The following is a 21,273-nucleotide window of genomic DNA, read 5'->3' as shown; positions in this document are numbered from 1 at the left end:
GGTTCTTCGTGGTGGGCTCGGTAAAAACGGCCTTGATGCAATCAGCGAGTGCTATTGGCTGTAGTCGCGCCCGCGTCCGGACGCAGGGCACGACCCGCCTGCAGGTCCTGCTCGACCTCTCCCGGCAGCGCGTAGAACGTCTGCTCGTACATCGGAAACGTGGTCACGTAACCCGGCACCGGGTAGGTGCCGCGCGCCAGATGCGGATAGACCACCATGACCAGATCGGGGTTGGGCACGCGGGCAAATCGCTGGCGCATGGGCTCCAGGGCAGACCAGTAACGCTGGGTGTCGGCGTCGCCCGCAGCAATGGGCCGCGCGGTCGATGCCCCGCGCAGGCGGTCCTGCGCGGTCTGCGTGGGGACGGTGAGGGCACCCTTGTCATCCTTGGCCACGGCCTTGCCGCGGTAGATGTCCAGCACGGTCGGGCTGCCACGGGTGACCTCGTTGATGGGCGATTCCCGGTTTCCGGTGACAGAACAGCCGGAGCCCAGCAGGGCCAGGGACAGCAAGGCTGTGGGCATCAGACGTGATGTCATCGGGATGGGGTCATTCGAGACCATGGCGTTCTCCTCGTGCGATTTGGGTGCCGCCCTGCTGGCGATGCACCAGGCGGCGGGCGTTGACGGCTTTGTCCAGGCGGATTTCCTGGTCCAGGTGGATGACGAGCTGCGCACCCGAGGGCACGATCACCGCATCGAAGCTGTTGCGAAGGCGCTGGAGCATCCACTGGGTCACCTCGTCGGTGGCGCCGCTCACGGCCTGGCCCATGGCGAAGCGCCCTCGGTCGCCCGTGATCGAGGAGGACGTCGATCCGTCGTTGTTGTTGCGCTGGGTGCGCTGCGCGTCGGCGAAGGCCTGGCCGGCCACGCCGAGGCCGCGCAGCATGCTGATGTCGGTGAGGTAGCTCGCCGCGTTGGTCACGAACTTGCCCGGGATGCACGGGTTGCCGTGCAGGTCCGAGATGAAGCCGATGTCGCCCCCAGATGAACCGCCCGATCCGCTCCCCGTGGAAATCCCGCCGGCCCGGTTGCGGGAGGACACGGTGCGCACGGTGCCGTCGTTGAAGACGAAGGTGATCGAGCGCACCTTGCCCTCGGAACACGACAGCGCCATGTCCCCGATGGCCACCCCCGTCACGATCATGCCGGCGATGTCGGGCGGCAACTCCCAGCCGCTGGCGGCGAGGTTGTCGCGCCCGACCATGGCCTTGAATTGCATGGGGTCCGTCACCAGGCCATCGATGGGCACCCGGCCGATGAGGCTGGTCATGGCTGTGACGCCTGCGAGCGTGGAGTTCTCTGGAAGGGTGAAGAACGGCGTGTCTTCAGCCTTCTGCGCGGCGGCTCTTGCGGCCTGCGTGGCAGGCCCTGCCGGCCCTGCAATGCCGGCGTCGCCGCTCGCCTGCGTGGTTCGCACGAACCGCGTCGTGGCCACGGCGCCCGATCCCCGCGCCGGGTCCACGTGCGCGACGTAGCCCATGGGGGTCATGAGCTTGTACTGGACCACACCGGCGGGGGAATCAGCCTGCGCAGTGGCACCGGCATCCGACCAGCCCGCCGCACCGGCACGCGAGCCTGGCACGGCCTGCGATCCCGTGGACGGGCCGCGAGTGGTCGAAGAACCGGACGAACTTGGCGCACCAGGCAGGCCCTTCATGAGCGTGTCCGCAGCCTCTGCGGCGGTGTCGATCGCGTTGCCCAGGGCGGACTTGTCGGCGGCGGGGGGATCGATGGCGGTGGCCTGTGGTGCCGGCAATGAAGCGGCACTGGGGTTGTTGGTCTGCGCCGGGCTACCCGCGCCTGCAGTACCACCCGTACCCCCCAGGCGCCGGTTCTCTTCGGTCAGGCGGTTGTTCGTCTCGATGATCTTGGCAACGTCCTGGCGCAGCTGCGCGTTGCTGGCCACCACGGTGGCGAGGGTCTCGGCCGGCGTGTCGTTGTCGGCTCCAGCCGCCTTGGGTAGGGCGGTCTTGGCCTTGGCGGGATCGGGGACGGCCTTCATGGGGGCGTCCGCCTTCGGCTGGGCGGGTCCGGAGAACTGCTGGTACAGCACGCCGATGATGACAGCGGCACCGACGGTGCCCAGGACGGGAATGAGTTTGTTGCTGGTGGTGGCCATCGTCTTGCCTTGCGTCAAGACCGGGCGAGCATGCGCGCTTGGTCCAGATGCCACTTGGCAACCTGGTGCATCGTGGTGCCGCGTTGCCCGCCTTGGGCAAAGAATCCAGCTTCGCGCAGTAGCTGCTTTGCATTCACGCGATGCTGGTTTTTGCGCTTGCGCTTGTCTGCGCTGTAGCCCATCTTGATAGCCCTGTCATCCCTGAGCAGTCTGTTCTTTGGAGTCATAAAAATCGCTCGTACCCTTCAATTAGCAAAGCAGCAAATGCGTGAGCAAGTGCATGCCGAATTCCGTTAAAGACAAGCCTCGAAGGCGCGCTCGCACACCAGGTACAGGGCGGTGGTGTCCCAGTCGCTGCCGGCCGGGCCGATGCGTCCGTGCTGCGCGGTCGCGGAGATCCAGCGTCCCCGGATGTCCTCCAAAGGCAACTCCAGGGGCGTCCTGGCGCGGTTGGTCACGCGCACGGCCGTCACGTACAGGTTGCCCGAGCGCCATTGGCCCAGGGGCGCGGCCTCCACCCGGGCGCCACGCAGCAGGCCGGTGACGGGCTGCGTGCCCACCTCCACCTGGCGCACGCCGGGCAGGTCGTAGGCTAGGCGGCGTGGGGCATAGAGCATCCGGGCTGCGTAGCGGGTGAGCTGCACCATGTCGGCCGCGGGCTGCTCCGGCTCGGCCTCCTTGGCGACGGCTGCGCCCCCTGCCGCGGCACCGGTGGCGGTTGCCGCAGGGCCGGAAGCCTTGCCCGCTTCGACCACGAACACCTCCAGCTCGGACGTGGCCGAAGCCGTACTCTCGCCCGCAACGAGATCCATCGGAATCTGCTGCCCGCTGTCCACCAGTTCCGCGACGATGCGCAAGGTGGTGAAGGGGACGAGGGCGGTGGCATACAGGGTGCGGTCGATCACCTCCAGGCGCGCCACCGACTCCATGTCGCGCGGGACATGCAGGGCGGCGGGCGCCGGCAGCGTGATGAGCCGCTCACGGCCCACGGGCAGGGGCACGGCGATGGGCGCCCGCTCGAAGACCGCGCGCTCCACGCCGGCACGGGCGGTGGCACCCGTGGCGGGTGGGCGGCGAGTGCGAGCAGCCGAGGAACTCCCTGCGCGTGCCGCCTGGGCGGCCGCCCGCGCGGGCGAGGCGGCTCCCACGGACCCAGGCTGCGGGCTGGTCCCCTCGGGAGACAGATCCTGTCCAAGGTCGACATCGTTCCTGCCGGCGGGCTTGCCGCCCCCTTGCGCACTGCCTTGCGGCCCGGCATCGATCATGTCCGGTGGAACGTTGGCCAGGGAGAGCTGGCGGACCTCCTGCGCCTGCGGCAGGCAGGGCAGCATTGAGGCGGCAGCAACCGCGGCCAGCACGGGGCGTCGGAACAGGAGTCGGGTCATGGTGTGGTGGACCATCATTGGGGGGCAGGGGACGAAGGGGTGGATGCGGAGGGCGAAGCGCCGCCCTCGGCCTGCAGGGGCGTGGCCTGAGGACTGTTGGGGTCCACGCGCTGGTCGGCCGTGCGCGGCAAGGCCGCGGGCGTGAGGGTGGTGGGCAGCTTGGGCGCGGCCTGGCCGCTGCGCACCGCCTGCACCTCGCTCATCTCCAGGCGCGCCGGACGGTTGGCGCCGTAGCAGTCGATGGCCATGCGCCAGGGATTCTTCTCGCGGTCCACGTCGTAGCGGACGATGCGCAGCGGGTAGCGGATGAACGCATCCTTGACGGGCTGGCCCCGGAAACTCTCCATGAGCTGCATGTCCAGCAGCACGGTCCAGGCATCAGGGCCGTCCGCGACCACGCGCGCGCTGGAGTAGCCGAAGCCGGGAATCTCGGTCATCTGCCGCGTGCGCGAGCGCAACTCGCCGCTGTTGTAGCGCGACTGCATGTCCGCTTCGAGCTGGGCCCGGCAGGCCGGCGTCACGAAGGCTTGCAGGGCGAAGATCTGCGAGCCATAGTCCTTGGCGCCATCGGCCTGCCAGCGGTTGACCTGCTGCCAGAGGTAGTACGCGAAGCCATAGACGTTGGTGTCGGGCACGGGCGCGTTGCCGCTCTCCACGTGCACGCTGTCGCCGGCCTTGACGTTGGGCGCCAGGTGCAGGTCCAGGTTCTTGGGCATGGAGTGGGCGTAGTACATGCCCAGGGCGCCCATGGCGGCGACGATGAGGATCGCGTGGCGCAGTGTGGCGTTCTGTGCCCGGGCCGAGGCCAGGGCGTCGAGGTAGGGATTCATGGTGTCGGTGGCTCAGTTGATCGGGCGGATCAATCCGGTCGGTGATGTGTGTCGGCATGGGACTGGCCGTGCGAATCCCTGCGCACCTCCCTCGGTGGCCGCAAGGAAGAGGCGAGGGAACCCTCGAAGGAGCGCCCCAGGTCCCACCAGCCCTCGTGCCCGATGAAGCGGCACCGGACCCATCCCCGGCGAGCGGCCCACAGGTGCAGGTACTGGGTGTAGTAGCCATCGGGCCGGCCGCGCTTGATGCGGGCCAGCCAGGTCGAGGAGAACCACAGCACCGCCATCGGCCCGAAGATCGCGAGCATCAGCATGACCTGCCACAGGCCCGTGAACGCGGTGACGATGGCGCCCATGAACAGACAGGCAGCGAGTGCCGCGGCTGCGATCACCTTGGCCTCGGTCGTGGTCATCCCGTTGAAGATCGACGGCTCGACGTTCACGTGAGCGGTCAGCGGGGCCCCGCGCGAAGCTGCAAAGTGCTGCGGTGCGTCTGGATGACTGTCGGGAGTGCGGGGCATTCAGCGCGACTTGCCGGTTCACTTGATGGTTTCCAGCGCGTAGGTCACCATGATCACCATGAACCCACCGAGTACGCCGGCCATGATGAAATACTCCACCAGGTCGGCTTTTTCCGCTTTACCCGCGGTGTAGGCGCGCCATTTCGCGATCGCACCGGCAACGACATGGATGAATCCATAGCCCACGATGATGAGGCCGAGAATGATGAGGCCGGCCTTCATCAAGGCCCCCATGTTGCCCAGCCAGTCGCCCTCGGCGACCGTGCCGCCGCCGATGGCCTCGCCGGGCTTGGGCATGGTGGGCAGCGCTGCCAGGGCGGGAGTGCAGATCAGGGCCACGGCAGGAGCGAGCAATGCACGGGCTGCACGGTCCCGGGCGAGGGACAGGGTGTTGCGGGCGAGCGCCTGCAGGCGTTGAAGTCGGGACGATGGCATGGGAATGGTTCCTTCTGTGAACGTTTTTGGAGTGATGGGCATGGGCGAAGCAATGTCCGTGAGGCAACGGTCGCGGCTAGACGACGACGTAGAAGACGAGCGAGAGCAGCACCATGGCCTTGACGCCGGCGACGGTGGCCTGCACCGCGGTGATGCGCTCGTGGCGGTAGGCATCCATGAGTTGCAGCACGATCCAGGCGAAGAAGGTCAGGACCACGGCGCTCACGATGAGCGTGAGCGTGGTCTTGAAGGCTGCGGGATCGGCGCCCGAGCCGGTGCGGAAGGCCTCGCGCATGGTCTGGTTCATGGCGTCACCTGACTCACTGGCGGTAGTCGCCGCGCAGCGGCGCCACGGGCCGCGGCTGGCGAGGGGTGTCGGTGTGCCGCTCGATGCCCTCGCGCAGCATCTGCAAGTCGCTGGCCAGCCAGTCGTAGCGGAACTTGACGCGCTGGCCGGTGGGCGCATCCTGCGCGGCGGTGGCCACCATGGCCTGCACGCGCTCGATCTCGTGCGCGATGCGCGCCAGGTGCTCACGCTCGGTGTCCTCGTCGCTGGCGTGCGCGGGAGCGGTTGCGGCCGCGCCCGCCGCCAGCAGCAGGGCGATCAGCCAGGCGCTGCGGCAGCGTTGGCCGGTTTCGTGGGAGGGCGGGGATTGCATCATGGTTCTCCTGATGGGTTCAGACATATTTCTTGAAAGCCGCCACGGTGGTCGAGAGGGTGGCGGCGACGAGGACGGTGAAGACGAGGACCATGTAGGCGGGGTTGAAGCCGCCGAAGGGCCAGGTGAGATACAGGCCGAAGCCGCCGGTGAGCGACCAGGCGGTGTAGCGCTTGGCGTGGTGATAGACGAAGGAGCTTTCCCGCCCGCCGCCCCAGCGGCGCAGGTCGCGGCGCACCAGGCCATCGACGGCCCCCACCAGGCAGGCGAGGACGAAGGCGGGCAGGGCGAAGAGCGCCACCGACATGCGCAGCAGCACGTCCTGCGCGACGTACATCGAGACCAGCGCCCATTGCGACAGGAGCTTGCCCATGGAGCGGCTGACCTGGCCCACACCCTTGGACAAGGGACTGCCCTCGCGCGGATTGCCACCGACTGCGGCGGTGGCGTGCGATGGCGTGGGCTCAGGCGCCGCCTGCGGACCGTTGAAGCGCGCATACCAGCGCAGCACGCCGAGCCGCTCGTAGGGAATCTGCACCCATCGCACGATCTGCCGGGAAAACGCCACCGTGTCGGGCACCAGGAGGCTGCGCGGTGCCGCGGCGATGTATCCCAGGTCCTGCTCCACCAGCGTGCGTGCATGGACCTCCCCCTCGTCCTTCCACAGCAGGTACATCCCGCCGATCTCGATGAGGATGCCCACGAACCAGGAGAACAACGCCACGAAGGTCAGGCCGATGCCGATCTCCAGCACGAGTTCGACGGGGCCGCGCGTGCGGGGGCGCACCGGTCCCTTGGGAGGCGCGTCGCTCATGGCAGCTCCTTCATGATCCGTGCCTCATGATCTGGCCCAGGGCCGTGCCGGTCATCGCGGCTTCGCTTGCCCCCGTTGCATCCACACCGTCTTCGCCTGCATCCGAGTCCTCCTGCGCCAGGTCGGTGGCGATCAGGTCCGCGGCCGCAGCGCCCAACGGCTGCGCGGCCATCCAGTCGCCCATCCAGTCCGTCTCCTTGGCCCATTGCTCGCTGGTGCGGTAGCGGTTGCGCATGTCGCTGGCCACCTTATTGAGCGACTCGGGAACGAACGGATCGTTGGTGGAGTCCGCCAGCGGGATGCGAATCTTGAAGCGCCGGTTGCCCTCCAGCAGCGCGAACGCCTGGCCCTGCGGCAAGCTCAGAAGGTCGGCCGCCTCGATCATCGCCACCTTGGTGGTGGTCACGATGTCGTCGTTGCGGGACGTGAAGTCCACGCCCGTGCCCTGCGCCGCCGTGTCGGTGACGCCGGACATGGGCGTGAGGTGCACGACCTCCACTTGCGGCACCTGCTCGGCCAGCAGGTTGGCCGTGGTGACCGAACGCACCCGCAACATCACCAGGTGATTGAAGTTGTCCAGGATCTGCCCGGCCTTGGCTTTGTCGCCCACGCGCGCCTCGATGTCAAACATCGACTGCGTGTAGGCCGTGATCCGAAAGCCCGACCCGCCCAGCTTGTTGACCATGGGTACGAATTCGGGGCCTGCGATCTCATTGACCTCATCGAAGTGGCAGCACACGGTGGGCAGTTGCAGCTTGCCATCCGGGTGGTGCGGATCGAGCCCGGTCTTGTAGAGCTTGCCGCCCACGCTCACGAGGTCGGCCAGCATGGAATTGCCCACTGCCGAGGACACCACCGAGTCGGACAGGGCATCCAGGCCCACATAGACGATGCCGCCCTGGCGCATGACGGTCATCCAGTCGAAGACCGGCCGCTTGTCGCTGGCATCGAAGTAGTCCGGGGAGATCAGCTTGCCCACGGCTCCGGTGGTGAGCTTTTCCAGGAACGGCCCGAGGCTGGCGATGATCTTCTCGTAGAAGGAGCGCTCGTAGCTGAACGCGGCGGCCAGGCCTCGCAATACCGTGTCCTCGACCTTGGAGTCCTTGATCCACTGGAACATGGCCACCAGGTCCGGGGAGCGGTCCGCCAGGCTGCGCAAGATGGCCGGCCCGCCCCTTGTGCCCACGACCGCTTCGAGGGCGGCGACCCGCTTCTCCCAGTCGGTGTGTTGACCTTGTTTTGCCAGGCGCGTGAAGATCATCCGGGCGTAGTCCATGAACAGCCCGTCGATGCCGGTCACGTCTTTGAGCAGCGTCTCGTAGGTCGGCACGCGCCCGAGCGCCACCTGGGCCTGCGCCACGATGTTGGTGAAGCGCCAGGAGAACTCTTTGAACGCGGCCGAGTTGCCGGAGGACGGCAGGGCATTGGTCGCGCGCGTGGCCACCTCGGTGATGCGCGCGAAATTGCCGATACCGTTGTATCGCGCGGAAATCTCGGGGTAGCCCAGATGGAACAGGTAGAACTGGTCCAGACGGCCTGCGCGGGAGCTTTCCGCATACAGGCGCAGCATCAATTCCGCGTCACCCTTGGGATCGATCACGATGGTCACGTGGCCGGCGTGGATGTCCTGGGTGGCGAACATCTCCAGCATGCGCGTCTTGCCCACGCGCGTGGTGCCCATGACGATCATGTGGCCGGAGCGCGAGGACTGGCGCATCTTGACAGGGCCTTCCTGCAGCGCACCCACGCCGTGCAGGATGGGCGAGCCGCCCAGGTCAGGATAAGAGCGCAGGGGATTGAACCAGGCCTCGCTGGCCAGGGCGCCCGCGAGGGCGCGCACGAGCAAGGTGGGCTCGGAGGGATTCTTGCGCAGCTTCGCCTGCATGTCCTCGTTGAGCTTCGTGCCCCAGCGGCGCATGGCAACCTCTGTTGCGCTGGGCTTCACGAACGGCTCTGCTTCCGTGCGCGTGGCATCCCGCTTGCGCTGGGTGTGCAGTTGCGTCCACTCGAAGCCCTCGCCCAGGTAATACTCGTCCTTGCCTACCGGAATCTTGGAGGGCGAGATGCGGGTGACCTTGTAGTACTTCATGAAGTGCTGGTAGCGCAGGATCTGCAGCGCCTGGCGCAGGCGCTTGTAGCCAAAGCCGAACGCGATCAATGCCGCCACCCAGCCCAGCAGGGGCGGCATCATCAGGGCCCACGGCGCGACGACCGCCACCAGGGCAACGCCCCAGGCCATGGCCACGCTCCACAACTCGATGGGAGGGCGCAGCAGCGCCTCCAGGACCGCGTGGTTCTTCATGGCGTGCCTTTCCCGAGATCGTCCTCGGCCCCGTCGAAGATGATCTGGCGCGCCCGGCCATCCAGGCCGATGAGGACGGGGTAGATGGCAACGCCAGCTGCACGCATGCGGGACTCCAGCCATGGGCTCTGCGCGGGCGCGACCGGCACGCCGGCTGCGGTGCGCTGCAGCGCCTTGAACTCGTCCTCGCTGCCGGCTGCGACGACCACCACCGAGGCGCCGAGCGCGCGCAGACGGTCCTGGTGCAGATGCAGCCACTGCAGCGATGCCCAGTCGGTGCCCATCACCGCGATGGGTTGGGTCATCCAGCGGGCGTTGAACACGGAGATGCCCTCGGTCGCCAGCACGCCCTGGCGCAGGCTGGTGCGCAGCGGGAACGTCATGCCTTGCATCACGCCTTGCTGGTCCTCGCCGCCCACGAGCGCGGCCAGGTAGGGAGCCACGGGCACGGTGGCATCGCTCCCCCGAAGATGTTCCAGGGGTGGTTGGCCCGCATTGGCTGCGGCAGTCCACAGCAGCGCGGAAACCAAAAGCATTGCATCAAGCCTGCGCATGCGAGCCTCCCAAGGCCAGACGCGGAGCGCTCTGCAGCAGCGCAGACACGGGCACGCCCATGCGCCCCAGTCGCTGGAGCACCTGATCGGCATAGCGCGCGCCTCGCGCGAGGGTCTCGCGGGTGTTGTCCGAGCCCGTGTGATAAAGCGCGATGGCGCGGCGCCAGTTGCCGCCCGCCTCGAAATGCCCGCGCAGGATCTGAGCTCCCACGGCGAGGTTGGGGTAGGGATCGAGGGCGCGCTCGGGCTGCTGGAGCTTGTCGCCATGCCAGTGCCAATTGACCTGCATCGCGCCGATGTCGATGTTGGTCACGCGGCGGGCGATGAAGCCCTTGAGCGCGGCCAGCGTCTCGGGGTAGTCGGCGTAGCGCAGTCCCTGGCCCCGCACGCACAGCGTCCAGGGGTAGGGCAGGGTGCGCTCGCCGAACTTGAGCTTGGACTCCTGCAGGGCGACGCCGAAGAGCAGCCAGGGCGGTATGCCCATGCGCCCTGCGGTGACCGCGTAGGCCTTCGGTGGATGGCTCGGCACCATGGATGCTTGGCCCTGTGTGTGCTGCAGAGGGATCTCCGGGCGCATGTCCTGCAGCACGGGATCGATACGGCGCGTCGGCGCAGCCGCAGTGCGGGGAATGTGCGGCAGTGGCGCTCCTGTCGGTTCGATCCGCTTCACGTCCTCGGGGCGGTAGGGCAGCCACGGGCCGATGGGCCATGGTGAGGCAGGCGACACTCCAGGCTCAGACTCGCCCGCCATGACACACGCAGGCATACCCGCCAGCAAGCCCAGCACCATGGATCGGCGTGGCAGCATCGTCTGCATCAGCGGGCCTTCGACGCCTTCGGCGTGCCGGTGCCGGGCAACGTATCGACCACCAGGGAGCGCGGCACGTTGAGCATGTCCGCCGCGCCGATGGGTGCGGCCACCTTGGCCTGACCGCTGAAATCCATGACAGGCTCATTGGGATACATCCGGGCCATCGCCTCCGTGAAGGCGGCATTCCAGGCGAGTGAGCGCTCCACGTCCGCGTGGAAGGTGCGCGCGAACATCTCTGCGTATTTGCGGCGCTCCGCATCGCTGCGGGCATGGATGCCCAATGCCTCGACGGGCGAGAGGTTCTCCACGGAGAACGACTTGCGAGGGCCCTGCAGCAGCACCTTGGCGCGCAGCATCTCCTCGGCGGAGAGGCCCCAGATGGAAGCGATGAGCTGGTCGTTCTCGTCCAGCACCGTGCCCGCACGCTCAGCGCCGCCACGCTGGCTGGTCACCTCCTGCGTGCGCTGCTGCTGGGTCTTGGGCTGTGCGACGGCGGGCGCCGCAGCACCCAGCGTGATCAGGAAGGCGAGGGACCAATGAACGATGGCAGCACGCGAATGGATTACCAGCATGTCACTGACCCTCCACGGACAGCTGGACCTGACGGCCCTGGCCCACGTCGAACGTGGCGCGGCGCGCGGCCACGTCGATGGATTTGAGGGTAATGCCGTTGTAGGAGTCGCCCTGTTGCAGCACCCGCACGCGCTGGTCCGCGGTCTCGCCGGTTCCCACGACGATGGAAGGACGGCCGTCCCAGAGGTCCACGGACAGCAGCTGGCCGGCGAGCTTCGGAGCCTCCGGCTGGGCAGCGGCCGCAGGCTTGGCTGCTGGAGCGCGGGGCCGGACCTGGGGACGGGTGGCCGGAACCGCGGCAGCGGCGGCAGGCACAACCTGGTTCGCAGTGCGTTGCGTCAGCAGCGCTTCGATGCGTGCGAGCTGGGACTCCAGGCGATCCAGGCGCTGGACCTGGGCGTCGGTGGGTGCCGCCGCGCCGGCTTCCATGGCGCCGGGCTTGGGCGAGCTGGCCGATGCCGGTGCGGCGTCGATCGCGGGCAGTTCCGGATGCGTCGGCTCCGGCAAGGCCTGCGGTGCCGCCGCGCTCGCGGTCGCCATCGGGGCCGATGCCGGCGGCGGCGCCGCCGCGGCGAGGCTGGCCGCAGCCGAGGCCGGATCGGCCTGGGCGGCATCGGTGGTGGCCGCAGGTTCGGCCGGCTGGGCCAGTGCGGCCGGTTGGGCCGGTTCGGGCGCCAGCGGGACATCCGAGCGCATCCAGCGGCCGTAGGCCATCCAGGCGATCAGGGCCAGCAGCAGGACCAGGATCAATGTCGTTGCCTTGCCGAATGGCCGGCGCGGGCGAGCATCGGCATCCGCTGGCGCTTGCGGGTCGTTGCCCAGCGGCATCGCAGCGGTGTCTGGGTGCCATGCCCTGGCGGCATCCTGGCCATCGATCGGCTGGCCGTCCTGACGATGCACGTCATCCTGGTGGTCCAGCAGGAGGTCGATCTCCTGATCCCGATGGGCGTGCTGGCCAGGATCTTGCGCTGTGTCGCGGGCCATGTGCGGTTCAACGTGCTGCTGCATCGCGGGCCTCCTTGGCGTGGGTAGCAAAGGCTTCCAGGGGTGCACCCGATGAAGACCGGGCACCCTGGTCCGGCACCGGCTGCGCCGTCGCACCGGCCGAAGCCTCGGCAGGGCTGGCCTGCGTCAGTTGGGCATAGGCCGGCGTTACGGTGAACCACAGGCGCCGTTGCACCGGATCGTGGTGCCACTGCCAAGTGGTGCCCAAGAGAAGATCCAGGATGTCCTGTACCCGGTACGGACCCAGCACGCGCTGCGACTCGGGCAGCGGCAGTGCCAGGAAGCGCGCCGCCTCGGGCGAGAGCGCGGCGATGTCCACCAGTTGCCAGCCCGTGCGCAGGAGCGTGTGCCGCACGGCATCGCCCACCGTGCGCACCTGCTGTCGCGGGAACGTGATGGTGGCGAACACGGCGAGCGGGTCGCCGGCGCTTGCTACCGGCGCCGCCTGCTGCGTGCTGTAGCGGCCGATGCGCACCGAGCCATCGCCCACTGCCTGCGCCTGGGCCGGCATCGCCAGCCAGCCAAGCACTCCCATCGCCGTGCCCATCACCGCAACCCGTGCCGCTGCACTTGCCGCCCTTGCGTGCGCCTGCCCCATGAATCCACCACCTGTAGAGAAAACGCCCGCAAGCCAAGAGACTGCGGGCCAAAGACGTCACCCATCCGGGCAAACGTCGCCAATGGCCGGCAGTGTCTTTTTTGTAGGTGGCGGCCTCAAGCCGAAACCCTCCGCTACGTGGCGGACGGTTTACGCTTGACGGGCGTTCCGTCAGATGGTAGGCCAGAAAAGCTGCGGAATTCCGTGAAATACCGTGGGTGAAAGGCGCATGCAGGAGAAAGGCGTCCCCCGAGGGCGGGGGCCTACGGGCAAAGGGCTTCCTACGGGGTGAAGGGGCCTATCCAAAGGGCGTGCGTCCTCCTAAATCGTCGGACGCACGAAAGGGCCTACGGGGACGGGGGGAAAGGGCTTTTAAGGGCGAGGAGTCATGGGCCGGCGGCGGGGCGCCGGCCCATGATCCCGAAAGACCCTGCCACAGCCCGGGCAGCAAGGCGGTTATGCAGTTTGTGAGCGGTGAGTGAAAGGGCTTGCGCGGCCTGCCGAGTTGGAGGCTGCCATGTATTATTTGTATGTTGTATAGAAATACTACATACAACATGTGCGAATTTAAGCCATACGCCGTAGCGGCGGACCAGCCTTTCGCCGGCTGATCGGGCAGCCGTCGAATTGCCTCAGCGCCAAGCGTCGGGACCTGCCTCAGCTCTGGCCAAGCAGCACTGTCGCAGCAGAAAGAAAAAAGCCCGCACGAGGCGGGCTGAAGGGGTGGAGTAACCTGAAATCAGTGTTGGCCGGGGAGTTTGGCCGTGTGAACGCCATAGTACCGCCCGTTGGTGGAGGTCTGATCGATTGACTCATCTTCTCGCAACATCACACGCCCACGACCTAGCAAGGCTGTAGCTGAGCGGGCCGCTTCAGGGAATTTCGCAGCTTGCATCCGTGCTTGCACTGAGGCGCCCGAGGCGAAGATGCGCGCAGCTTGTTGCTCCATCGCATCAGAGACGTTGACGAATTCGCCAGATGATATTTGCACTCTCTTCATGGTTGCATCTCTACTGCCATGTACTGTATAGCCACTCTAGCGATTCTCTGCACGAATCGAAACCGGCCTGCTACATGTCATCAATAGGGCTTTGTTGCACAAATCGCGATGCTGATGCCCGTAGACTGACTGCGTGACAGAGACGAAGAACAGGCAGCGGAGCAAGTACCGCACGACGAACTGGAAGGCGTACAACGCGGCGCTGAAAGCGCGAGGCTCGTTGACGATGTGGCTAGATGAGGGCATGCAGTGGTTTGGCACGCCGACCGGCAGGCGTGGACGCAGCCGAACCTTCTCGGACGCAGCAATCCAGTTCTGCCTGAGCATCAAGTGCCTGTTCGGCCAGCCCTTGCGACAGGCGCTGGGCATGGTGCAGAGCCTGCTGCGGCTGGCAAAGCTGGACTGGCCGGTACCTGACTTCAGCACTGTTTGCCGGCGCCAAAAGACCTTGCAGGTCGAACTGAGCTACCAGCGAACCAACTCGCCGCTGCAGTTGCTGGTGGACAGCACCGGCATCAAGTTCCTGGGCGAAGGAGAGTGGAAACGCAAGAAGCATGGTGCTGAATACCGGCGCGAATGGCGCAAGGTCCATCTGGGCATCGACGCGCAGACGCTGGAAATACGCGCCATCGAGGTGACCAGCAACGCCATTGGGGATGCGCCGATGTTGCCCGGGTTGCTGGCTCAGATTCCCACTGACGAATCCATCGAAAGCGTCAGTGCCGATGGCGCCTACGACACGCGCGCCTGCCTGGACGCCATTGCCGAGCGGCACGCGATGGCGGTGATCCCGCCCCGCAAGAACGCCAGCCATTGGAAGAAGTCGAGTCCGGGCTCGGCGCATCGTAATGAGGCCATTCGGGCGTGCCAGCGCCTGGGTCGCGGCATTTGGAAGAAGTGGAGCGGCTACCACCGGCGCAGCCTTGTGGAGACGAAGATGCACTGCTTCAAGCGACTGGGCGAACGGGTGATCGCGCGCACGTTCGACCGCCAGGTTGTGGAGCTGCATGTCCGCGTGGCCTTGCTCAATCGGTTCAGTCAGATCGGCCGTCCTCACACCGTGTCGGTGACTGCTGTGGCATAGGTCCGTCTGGGGTTGGGGTCATGCCGTCTGCAATTCGATTTGTGCAACAGCGCCCAACAAAGCCCTCCCAATAATCGATCCAGCCTGTTTCGATAATCGATCTTTCAAAAAAAGCCGGATTTGAATCGGAACGCTCATTCCGAGCCGACGAACGATCCGCTCTTGATACACCGCGCCATGGCGGGTCCCCGTTGCGGAGCCGCTGCCTGGCTTATCGTGTGGCCGAACAGGTGGGTGGCCGACCCGACCCGCCAACCTTTGGATGCAGCGCTGCACCCATTTGGGGCGTGACTGGTTTATCCTCCCGCCCTTCCATCGGTCAGGGAGGGAATACCCTGAGCCGGGCCAGTCCGGCGCACTGCGCCTTGCGTCTTGGGACAGAAGCCCGGAATCGCGATCCATCCAGGCACGGCAATGGCTGCCCTGAATGCCTTTCGCACCGAGGAAACAACATCAATCAGGAGGTTTTTCCATGGCAACCCAGGTTTCGCCCGACATTCCGGGCCGGCACGACAGCGACCATCTGCAGCGCAGCCTGTCCAACCGGCACATCCAGCTCATCGCCATCGGCGGGGCCATCGGCACCGGCCTCTTCATGGGCTCTGGCAAGACGATCAGCCTGGCGGGGCCGTCGATCGTGTTCGTCTACATGATGATCGGCTTCATTCTGTTTTTCGTGATGCGGGCCATGGGCGAGCTGCTGCTGTCCAACCTGCAGTACAAATCCTTCATCGATTTCGCGGCCGATCTGCTCGGCCCCTGGGCGGGGTTCTTCACCGGCTGGTCTTACTGGTTCTGCTGGATCATCACGGGCATCGCCGACGTGATCGCCATCTCGGCTTACTCGCAGTTCTGGTTCCCCCACCTGCCGCAGTGGGCGCCGGCACTGGCCTGCGTGGGGCTGCTGCTGTCGCTCAATCTGCTCACGGTAAAGCTCTTCGGCGAGATCGAATTCTGGTTCGCCATGATCAAGATCGTGGCCATCATGGCGCTGGTGGCGACAGGGTTCTACATGGTTTACGCCCATTTCGTCTCGCCCTCGGGCCGCACGGCGAGCGTGGACAACCTGTGGAACGACGGCGGCATGTTCCCGCACGGTTGGATGGGGTTCTTCGCCGGCTTCCAGATCGCGGTGTTCGCCTTCGCGGGCATCGAGCTGGTCGGTACGACCGCCGCAGAGGCCAAGGACCCGGAGCGCACGCTGCCGCGCGCGATCAACTCCATCCCGCTGCGCATCATCGTGTTCTATGTGTTCTCGCTTGTGGCCATCATGGCCGTCACCCCGTGGCGCGAGGTGGTGCCCGGCAAGAGCCCGTTCGTCGAGCTGTTCGTGCTGGCCGGGCTGCCCGCGGCGGCGAGCGTGATCAATTTCGTGGTGCTGACCTCGGCGGCCTCGTCGGCCAACAGCGGGGTGTTTTCCACCAGCCGCATGCTGTTCGGCCTGGCCGAGAAAGGCGTGGCGCCAGGGCGCTTCGCGAAGCTGTCGCGCCGCGGCGTGCCTTCGAGCGGACTGCTGTTTTCGTGCACCTGCCTGCTGGCCGGCGCTTTTCTCATGTGGGTGATTCCGGACCTGGTGGAGGCCTTCACGCTGGTGACCACCGTCTCGGCCATCCTCTACATGTTCGTCTGGTCGATGATCCTGCTGTCCTATATCGCCTACCGCCGCCAGCGGCCGAAGCTGCATGCGGCCTCGCGGTACAAGATGCCGGGCGGCGCCTTGATGTGCGGCGTGTGCCTGGCGTTCTTCGCCGGCATCGTGGTGCTGCTGTCGTTCGAGGCTGATACGCGCCAGGCCTTGCTGGCCACGCCCGCCTGATTCGTGCTCTTGGCGCTGGCGTATCAGTTCGTGCGGCGCCGGCCGCCGGGCGCGCACGCTTCGCTGCCGGGCAATGCTCCGACCGGAGCACTGGGCGGCCGCGTGGCACCCGAGCGGGGGTGATTTTCGGATCGTTCAGGCTCCGTCACGCCCCGCTTCTGGGCTGGGCCACCCATGGACCCAGGTGGGGCCCGGTCCTGAACAGTCCATGGGAGGTTAATGGCCTGGAGATGGGGGCTTTTTCACCGCATTGGAATTTTCGCCAGGGCCTACCCTGCATGGGCCGGGCGAAGGGCGTTTTCTTGTGTGGACTGCTTCGCCACCGACAGGAGTACTTTGGCGATGACACCCCTTATTTCCGGCCTTGCATCGGTCGCATCCCTGCTGTTCAACGCGTCGTCCTCCGGGGCGGCGAAACCCTCGGCTTCCGCGCGGGGCAGCGGCGCTTCGCCCGCCGAGCCCTCCACGCAGATCACCTTGAGCAAAGAAGCCGAGGCGCTGTCCGGCGTCGCGGGCCAGAGCGCGGCCGCATCCGCCCGGGGCGTGGCGGCGCGGTCTTCCCTCGCGTCGTCGCAGGGCGGGTCGGTCTCCACGGAGAATTTTGGAGAGCTGCTCACCCAGTTCGGCGCGACCCAGGCGCAGAAAGAGCAGCTGACGGCGGGGTTCGATGCCAACCACGACGGCAAGATCTCCCAGGAAGAATTCATGAAGGGCCTGGGAGACACCTCCGGCGCCAAGACCGCCAACAGCGAACTGTCGCAGGCCATCCTGCAGTTGATGGATCAGGGGGGCAATGCCAATGGGGTGGTGGAAGGCAAGGAGTTCGCCCGATTCTCGATGGCATTCATCGCGGCAGAGAAGCGGCCTGCGTGATCAATCGTCTTGGTGGTGGAATGGCGGGCTGCTGTGCTCGCTGGAGCCACTGATGAGCGGACGCAAAAAAGCGGCCCTGGTAGGCCGCCTTTTTGAAAAATCGACACCGCGGTAGCACGGCGTCGATGGGGCTTATATCCGGCCCATCAGCAGCAGGACCAGCAGGATCACCACCACCAATCCGATACCGCCGCTGGGACCGTATCCCCACGAGCGGCTGTGGCCCCAGGTAGGCAGGGCGCCGACCAGGATCAAGATCAGCACGATGAGCAGGATGAGAGAAATAGACATGGTTTCCTTTGGAGTAGGTGAGTAGCGGTAGACCAAGTGTCGAATGCTGAAACAATTGTTTCGGCAGGACTGGGGGCCCTGCACTCGTAGGAGGGGTTCGATGCAAAGTTGTGCTGCTGCCTTCGCTTCGAGGGTGATGCCTTCGCTACTTTTGGGGGGAGGACGGCGGGCTTGCGCACACTTCGATCACCATCGATCCACGCCCAGGCTTGCCATGACTACTTCTGTGAATAACCTTTCCTCCAATAAGCTGGGAGGGCTTCCCGGCCTGAAGGATTCAGGTTCCATCAAGGAGCCGACCCTTCAGAGGTCGGAATCGCGCAAAAGCCTGGGTGGCCCCGACGGCCTGCAGGCCAATAGCCAATCGAAAGGGGAGCTTGGAGGCAGCTTGGCACCGCGCTCCAACATCAATTTGCTGCGAAAGAACTCGCTGATTCAGAGCCAGAAGCGAGAACTGAGTGCCGAAGCGGTACGCGACAGCCTGATCAAATCGCGCGACGGTAAAAATTCCGATGACGTTAAAGCCTCCCTGCTGAATGACATTCACAGCAGCCCGCTTTTCCAGAAAATGCAGAAGACCAATAGCGGTAATGAAGACGCGATCATCACGATGACGCCTCCTTCTAATGAGCAGGTACCTGCCGAAGCGACCGAGGTGCCTGTCAGCGGCCCGCCCACGCCGCCCCCGCCACCACCGTTGCCGGTGAAGCCGAGCCACAGCAGCCCGGAAGAAATCAAGTTGGGCATGGACGCGCCCTCTCCTTCGGACACCGATTCCGACAGCGAGACTGAACTGGACCTGGATGTCCACATCAGCACCGCGCCGAAAAATCATGACACCCATGAAGAAATCGATGTGCACATGGAAGGGCCGCCTCCTTCGGACAGCGGCTCCGACGATGAGCGCGACATCGATGTCGATGTTCACATCAATGCCGGCCCAGGAAACCAAGGTTTTCATGAAGAAATCCAGGTTGACGAAAAGACGCTGCGGCTGATACGGATGCAAGAACAGCAGGAGGTCAACGCGAACGCGCTGACTGAGTTGAATGTCAGGATTCAGGAACAAGCAGCCATTCGCGACGTGATTACCAAAATGGCTGAGGCTCACCGCAAGACCATCGAAGCTGCGGCCAAAGCGATGGTCGACGCAGCACCCAAATAAGCCATCAAAAGCCCTCAGGCGCTGGCTGCCACCTCTGGCTCTGCCACGTTCGAGGTTGGCCACTCGCGTCGCAGCGCGCGAGTGGCGTCCACCATGTTCCGCAGCGCAGCTTCGGTTTCGGGCCAGCCGCGGGTTTTCAGGCCGCAGTCGGGGTTGACCCAGAGGTTTTCCACCGGAACGACCTGCGCGGCCTTCTCCAGCAGGCGCCGCATTTCCTGCACGCCGGGCACGCGGGGCGAGTGGATGTCGTACACGCCGGGTCCGATCTCGTTGGGGTACTGAAACGCCCCGAACCCTCGCAGCAGCTCCATGTCGGAGCGGCTGGTCTCGATGGTGATCACGTCGGCATCCATGGCCGCGATCTCGGGCAGGATGTCGTTGAACTCGCTGTAGCACATGTGGGTGTGGATCTGCGTGGTCGAACGCACGCCCGAGGCGCTGATGCGAAACGCCCGGGTCGCCCATTGCAGGTAGGTCTTCCAGTCCGCGCGGCGCAGCGGCAGGCCTTCGCGGATGGCGGGCTCGTCGATCTGGATGATGCCGATGCCGGCGCCTTCCAGGTCGCTCACCTCGTCGCGGATCGCCCAGGCGATCTGCTCGGCCGTGCGGCTGCGCGGCTGGTCGTCGCGCACGAAGGACCACTGCAGGATGGTGATGGGCCCGGTCAGCATGCCCTTCATGGGGCGCGGGGTGAGGCTTTGCGCGAAGGCGGTCCAGTCCACCGTCATCGGCCGGGGGCGGGCGACGTCGCCGAAGAGGATGGGCGGCTTCACGCAGCGCGATCCGTAGCTCTGCACCCAGCCGTTGGCAGTGAAGGCGAATCCGTCGAGCTGTTCGCCGAAGTATTCGACCATGTCGTTGCGCTCAGCCTCGCCATGCACCAGCACGTCCAGGCCCAGGGCCTCCTGCGTGCGCACGGCCCGTTCGATCTCGGCCTGCATGGCGGCGCGGTAGGTATCCGGTGCTTGCTGGCCGCGCTTGAAGGCGGCGCGGGCGGCGCGGATCTCGGCGGTCTGCGGGAACGAGCCGATGGTCGTGGTGGGCAGCAGCGGCAGTTGCAGCCGCTGGCGCTGCGCGGCCTGCCGGACAGGGAAGGGCGCGGTGCGCTGGTCGGCACCGGCCGGGGCGCCGTCCAGGCGCCGGGCCACATCGGGGCGGTGCACGCGCTGGCTGGCGCGGCGGCTGTCGATGGCGGCGCGCGCGGTGGCCAGGGCCGCCGCATCGGGCTGTCCGTTGAGGGTGCTCTGCAGGGTATGCAGCTCACCGAGCTTTTCCAGGGCGAAGGCCAGCCAGGATTTCACCTCGGCATCGAGCCGGTCTTCCGACGCCAGGCCGAAAGGCACGTGCAGCAGGGAGCATGAGGGCGCGATCCACAGCGGCCCCTGGTGCTTGGCGGCGATGGCGGCCAGGCGCTCCAGCGCGGCGTCCAAGTCGGCCCGCCAGATGTTGCGGCCGTCCACGATGCCGACCGACAGCAGCTTGTGGCTGGGCAGCCAGTCGGTCACGGCGACCAGGTCCTCCGGCGCCCGCACGGCGTCCACGTGCAGGCCGGCCACGGGCAGCTGGGACGCGAGCCGGGTGTTTTCCTGCAGGGGCGAGAAGTAGGTGGCCAGCAGCACCTGGGCGCCGGCGCGGTTGAGCTGCCAGTACGCCGGCTCGAAGGCGTGGCGCCAGGCATCGGGCAGGTCCAGGCCCAGGATGGGCTCGTCGATCTGCACCCAGGCCACGCCCTGGCGCTTGAGCCGCGCGAGGATCTGTTCGTACACGTCCAGCAGCGGCTGCAGCAGCGAGAAGCGGTCGAAGCCTTCGGCCTTTTCCTTGCCCAGGTACAGAAAGCTCAGAGGCCCGAGCAGCACCGCCTTGACGGGGTGGCCCAGGGCCTGTGCCTCGGCCACCTCTTCGAACAGGCGCTCGCTGGCCAACCGAAAGGTGGTGGCCGGCGTGAATTCCGGCACGAGGTAGTGGTAGTTGGTGTCGAACCACTTCGTCATCTCCAGCGCGAACTGGCTGGCGTGCGGCGTGGCGGGCGCGTGGCCGCAGGCGCCCTGGCCCGACTCGCCCTGGCAGGGGGCCGCGGTGGCGGTGGACTCGCCGCGGGCCATCTTGAAGTAGCGGGCCAGCTCGGGCTGGCTGGGCAGGAAGCCGTAGCGCGCGGGCTCGGCGCCCAGCAGCTGGATGTGGTTGGCCACATGGTCGTAGTAGGCGAAGTCGCCCACGGTGACGAAGGCCAGGCCCGCGTCGCGCTGGGCCTGCCAGTGTCGGGCGCGCAGATCGGCGCCCACGGCCTCCAGCGCCTCGGACGTCAGGTCGCCGCGCCAGTGCTTTTCCAGCGCGACCTTGAGTTCGCGGTGTGCGCCCATGCGCGGAAAGCCGAGGGTGTGGGTGGAGATGGGTGATTGGGCCATGGTCGAAATTCCTTTGAATGGGTGGTGCGCT

Annotated in this window: 22 protein-coding genes and 1 pseudogene; 4 read left to right on the top strand and 19 right to left on the bottom strand. The window is 66.4% G+C overall.

Annotated features, from left to right (window positions below):
- Positions 1 to 41: 41 nt before the first annotated feature.
- From M5C96_RS13350 to M5C96_RS13270, 17 genes are all read right to left on the bottom strand, one after another.
- The gene (locus M5C96_RS13350) at positions 42 to 563 is read right to left on the bottom strand and encodes a TIGR03751 family conjugal transfer lipoprotein (RefSeq protein ID WP_272563669.1); all 522 of its coding nucleotides are present in this window, start codon (positions 561 to 563) and stop codon (positions 42 to 44) included.
- Complete coding sequence (locus tag M5C96_RS13345) at positions 550 to 2,121, bottom strand: TIGR03752 family integrating conjugative element protein (protein ID WP_272563668.1); 1,572 nt, start codon at positions 2,119 to 2,121, stop codon at positions 550 to 552. Before M5C96_RS13345 ends, M5C96_RS13350 begins: the two co-directional genes overlap by 14 nt.
- Positions 2,122 to 2,135: 14 nt before the next feature.
- Positions 2,136 to 2,348 (bottom strand): hypothetical protein, encoded by a 213-nt coding sequence (locus M5C96_RS13340; protein WP_272563667.1) that lies wholly within the window; start codon positions 2,346 to 2,348, stop codon positions 2,136 to 2,138.
- A gap of 66 nt (positions 2,349 to 2,414) precedes the next feature.
- Positions 2,415 to 3,506: a TIGR03749 family integrating conjugative element protein gene (locus M5C96_RS13335; protein WP_272563666.1), complete on the bottom strand. Its 1,092-nt coding sequence runs from the start codon at positions 3,504 to 3,506 to the stop codon at positions 2,415 to 2,417.
- 14 nt (positions 3,507 to 3,520) lie between these two features.
- Positions 3,521 to 4,336 carry a PFL_4703 family integrating conjugative element protein gene (locus M5C96_RS13330; RefSeq protein ID WP_272563665.1) on the bottom strand — a complete coding sequence of 272 codons (816 nt, stop codon included), beginning with the start codon at positions 4,334 to 4,336 and terminating at the stop codon, positions 3,521 to 3,523.
- Between the two features lie 29 nt (positions 4,337 to 4,365).
- Entirely contained in the window at positions 4,366 to 4,779 is a 414-nt protein-coding gene (locus tag M5C96_RS13325) for a TIGR03750 family conjugal transfer protein (RefSeq protein WP_272563664.1), read from the bottom strand.
- A 96-nt stretch (positions 4,780 to 4,875) separates the two neighbouring features.
- Positions 4,876 to 5,292, bottom strand: a complete 417-nt coding sequence (locus M5C96_RS13320) for a DUF2976 domain-containing protein (RefSeq protein WP_272563663.1) — start codon at positions 5,290 to 5,292, stop codon at positions 4,876 to 4,878.
- Positions 5,293 to 5,368: 76 nt separating this feature from the next.
- Positions 5,369 to 5,599 (bottom strand): DUF3262 family protein, encoded by a 231-nt coding sequence (locus M5C96_RS13315; RefSeq protein WP_272563662.1) that lies wholly within the window; start codon positions 5,597 to 5,599, stop codon positions 5,369 to 5,371.
- Positions 5,600 to 5,612: 13 nt separating this feature from the next.
- A complete protein-coding gene (locus M5C96_RS13310) occupies positions 5,613 to 5,951 on the bottom strand; it encodes an integrative conjugative element protein, RAQPRD family (protein ID WP_272563661.1) in 339 nt (112 codons plus the stop codon).
- 19 nt (positions 5,952 to 5,970) lie between these two features.
- Positions 5,971 to 6,765, bottom strand: coding sequence for a TIGR03747 family integrating conjugative element membrane protein (locus M5C96_RS13305; protein WP_272563660.1), 795 nt, complete (start codon positions 6,763 to 6,765; stop codon positions 5,971 to 5,973).
- Positions 6,766 to 6,775: 10 nt separating this feature from the next.
- Positions 6,776 to 9,067, bottom strand: coding sequence for a type IV conjugative transfer system coupling protein TraD (traD, locus tag M5C96_RS13300; protein WP_272563659.1), 2,292 nt, complete (start codon positions 9,065 to 9,067; stop codon positions 6,776 to 6,778).
- Positions 9,064 to 9,603, bottom strand: a complete 540-nt coding sequence (locus M5C96_RS13295; protein ID WP_272563658.1) for a DUF2859 domain-containing protein — start codon at positions 9,601 to 9,603, stop codon at positions 9,064 to 9,066. The genes traD and M5C96_RS13295 overlap by 4 nt, the downstream gene beginning before the upstream one ends.
- A gap of 4 nt (positions 9,604 to 9,607) precedes the next feature.
- Complete coding sequence (locus tag M5C96_RS13290) at positions 9,608 to 10,348, bottom strand: transglycosylase SLT domain-containing protein (protein WP_272563657.1); 741 nt, start codon at positions 10,346 to 10,348, stop codon at positions 9,608 to 9,610.
- 89 nt (positions 10,349 to 10,437) lie between these two features.
- Positions 10,438 to 11,004 carry a hypothetical protein gene (locus M5C96_RS13285; protein ID WP_272563656.1) on the bottom strand — a complete coding sequence of 189 codons (567 nt, stop codon included), beginning with the start codon at positions 11,002 to 11,004 and terminating at the stop codon, positions 10,438 to 10,440.
- 1 nt (position 11,005) lies between these two features.
- The gene (locus M5C96_RS13280) at positions 11,006 to 12,013 is read right to left on the bottom strand and encodes a hypothetical protein (RefSeq protein WP_272563655.1); all 1,008 of its coding nucleotides are present in this window, start codon (positions 12,011 to 12,013) and stop codon (positions 11,006 to 11,008) included.
- Positions 11,997 to 12,545 (bottom strand): PFGI-1 class ICE element type IV pilus protein PilL2, encoded by a 549-nt coding sequence (gene pilL2, locus M5C96_RS13275; protein ID WP_272563654.1) that lies wholly within the window; start codon positions 12,543 to 12,545, stop codon positions 11,997 to 11,999. The genes M5C96_RS13280 and pilL2 overlap by 17 nt, the downstream gene beginning before the upstream one ends.
- A gap of 802 nt (positions 12,546 to 13,347) precedes the next feature.
- The gene (locus M5C96_RS13270) at positions 13,348 to 13,608 is read right to left on the bottom strand and encodes a hypothetical protein (RefSeq protein ID WP_272563653.1); all 261 of its coding nucleotides are present in this window, start codon (positions 13,606 to 13,608) and stop codon (positions 13,348 to 13,350) included.
- Between the two features lie 133 nt (positions 13,609 to 13,741).
- Here M5C96_RS13270 and M5C96_RS13265 point away from each other — a divergent pair, with 133 nt between their 5' ends.
- The 3 genes and pseudogenes from M5C96_RS13265 (at position 13,742) to M5C96_RS13255 (ending at position 17,381) form a co-directional block, all read left to right on the top strand.
- Positions 13,742 to 14,692, top strand: a complete 951-nt coding sequence (locus M5C96_RS13265; RefSeq protein ID WP_272563652.1) for an IS5 family transposase — start codon at positions 13,742 to 13,744, stop codon at positions 14,690 to 14,692.
- 472 nt (positions 14,693 to 15,164) lie between these two features.
- Positions 15,165 to 16,631 (top strand): annotated as a pseudogene (gene cycA, locus M5C96_RS13260) (D-serine/D-alanine/glycine transporter).
- Positions 16,632 to 16,850: 219 nt separating this feature from the next.
- A complete protein-coding gene (locus M5C96_RS13255; RefSeq protein WP_272563650.1) occupies positions 16,851 to 17,381 on the top strand; it encodes a hypothetical protein in 531 nt (176 codons plus the stop codon).
- 132 nt (positions 17,382 to 17,513) lie between these two features.
- Here M5C96_RS13255 and M5C96_RS13250 read toward each other — a convergent pair whose 3' ends face one another.
- Positions 17,514 to 17,672 carry a DUF3309 family protein gene (locus M5C96_RS13250; protein WP_272552633.1) on the bottom strand — a complete coding sequence of 53 codons (159 nt, stop codon included), beginning with the start codon at positions 17,670 to 17,672 and terminating at the stop codon, positions 17,514 to 17,516.
- A 214-nt stretch (positions 17,673 to 17,886) separates the two neighbouring features.
- Here M5C96_RS13250 and M5C96_RS13245 point away from each other — a divergent pair, with 214 nt between their 5' ends.
- Positions 17,887 to 18,837 carry a hypothetical protein gene (locus M5C96_RS13245; protein ID WP_272563649.1) on the top strand — a complete coding sequence of 317 codons (951 nt, stop codon included), beginning with the start codon at positions 17,887 to 17,889 and terminating at the stop codon, positions 18,835 to 18,837.
- Between the two features lie 14 nt (positions 18,838 to 18,851).
- On the opposite strand, the gene metE is transcribed toward M5C96_RS13245, so the two are convergent.
- Positions 18,852 to 21,242 (bottom strand): 5-methyltetrahydropteroyltriglutamate--homocysteine S-methyltransferase, encoded by a 2,391-nt coding sequence (gene metE / locus M5C96_RS13240; RefSeq protein WP_272563648.1) that lies wholly within the window; start codon positions 21,240 to 21,242, stop codon positions 18,852 to 18,854.
- Positions 21,243 to 21,273 lie beyond the last annotated feature (31 nt).

The sequence above is a fragment of the Acidovorax sp. GBBC 1281 genome (assembly GCF_028473645.1).
Lineage (GTDB): Bacteria > Pseudomonadota > Gammaproteobacteria > Burkholderiales > Burkholderiaceae_C > Paracidovorax.
The sequence above is the reverse complement of the archived record's forward strand: the minus strand, read 5'-3'. Positions and strand labels throughout refer to the sequence as shown.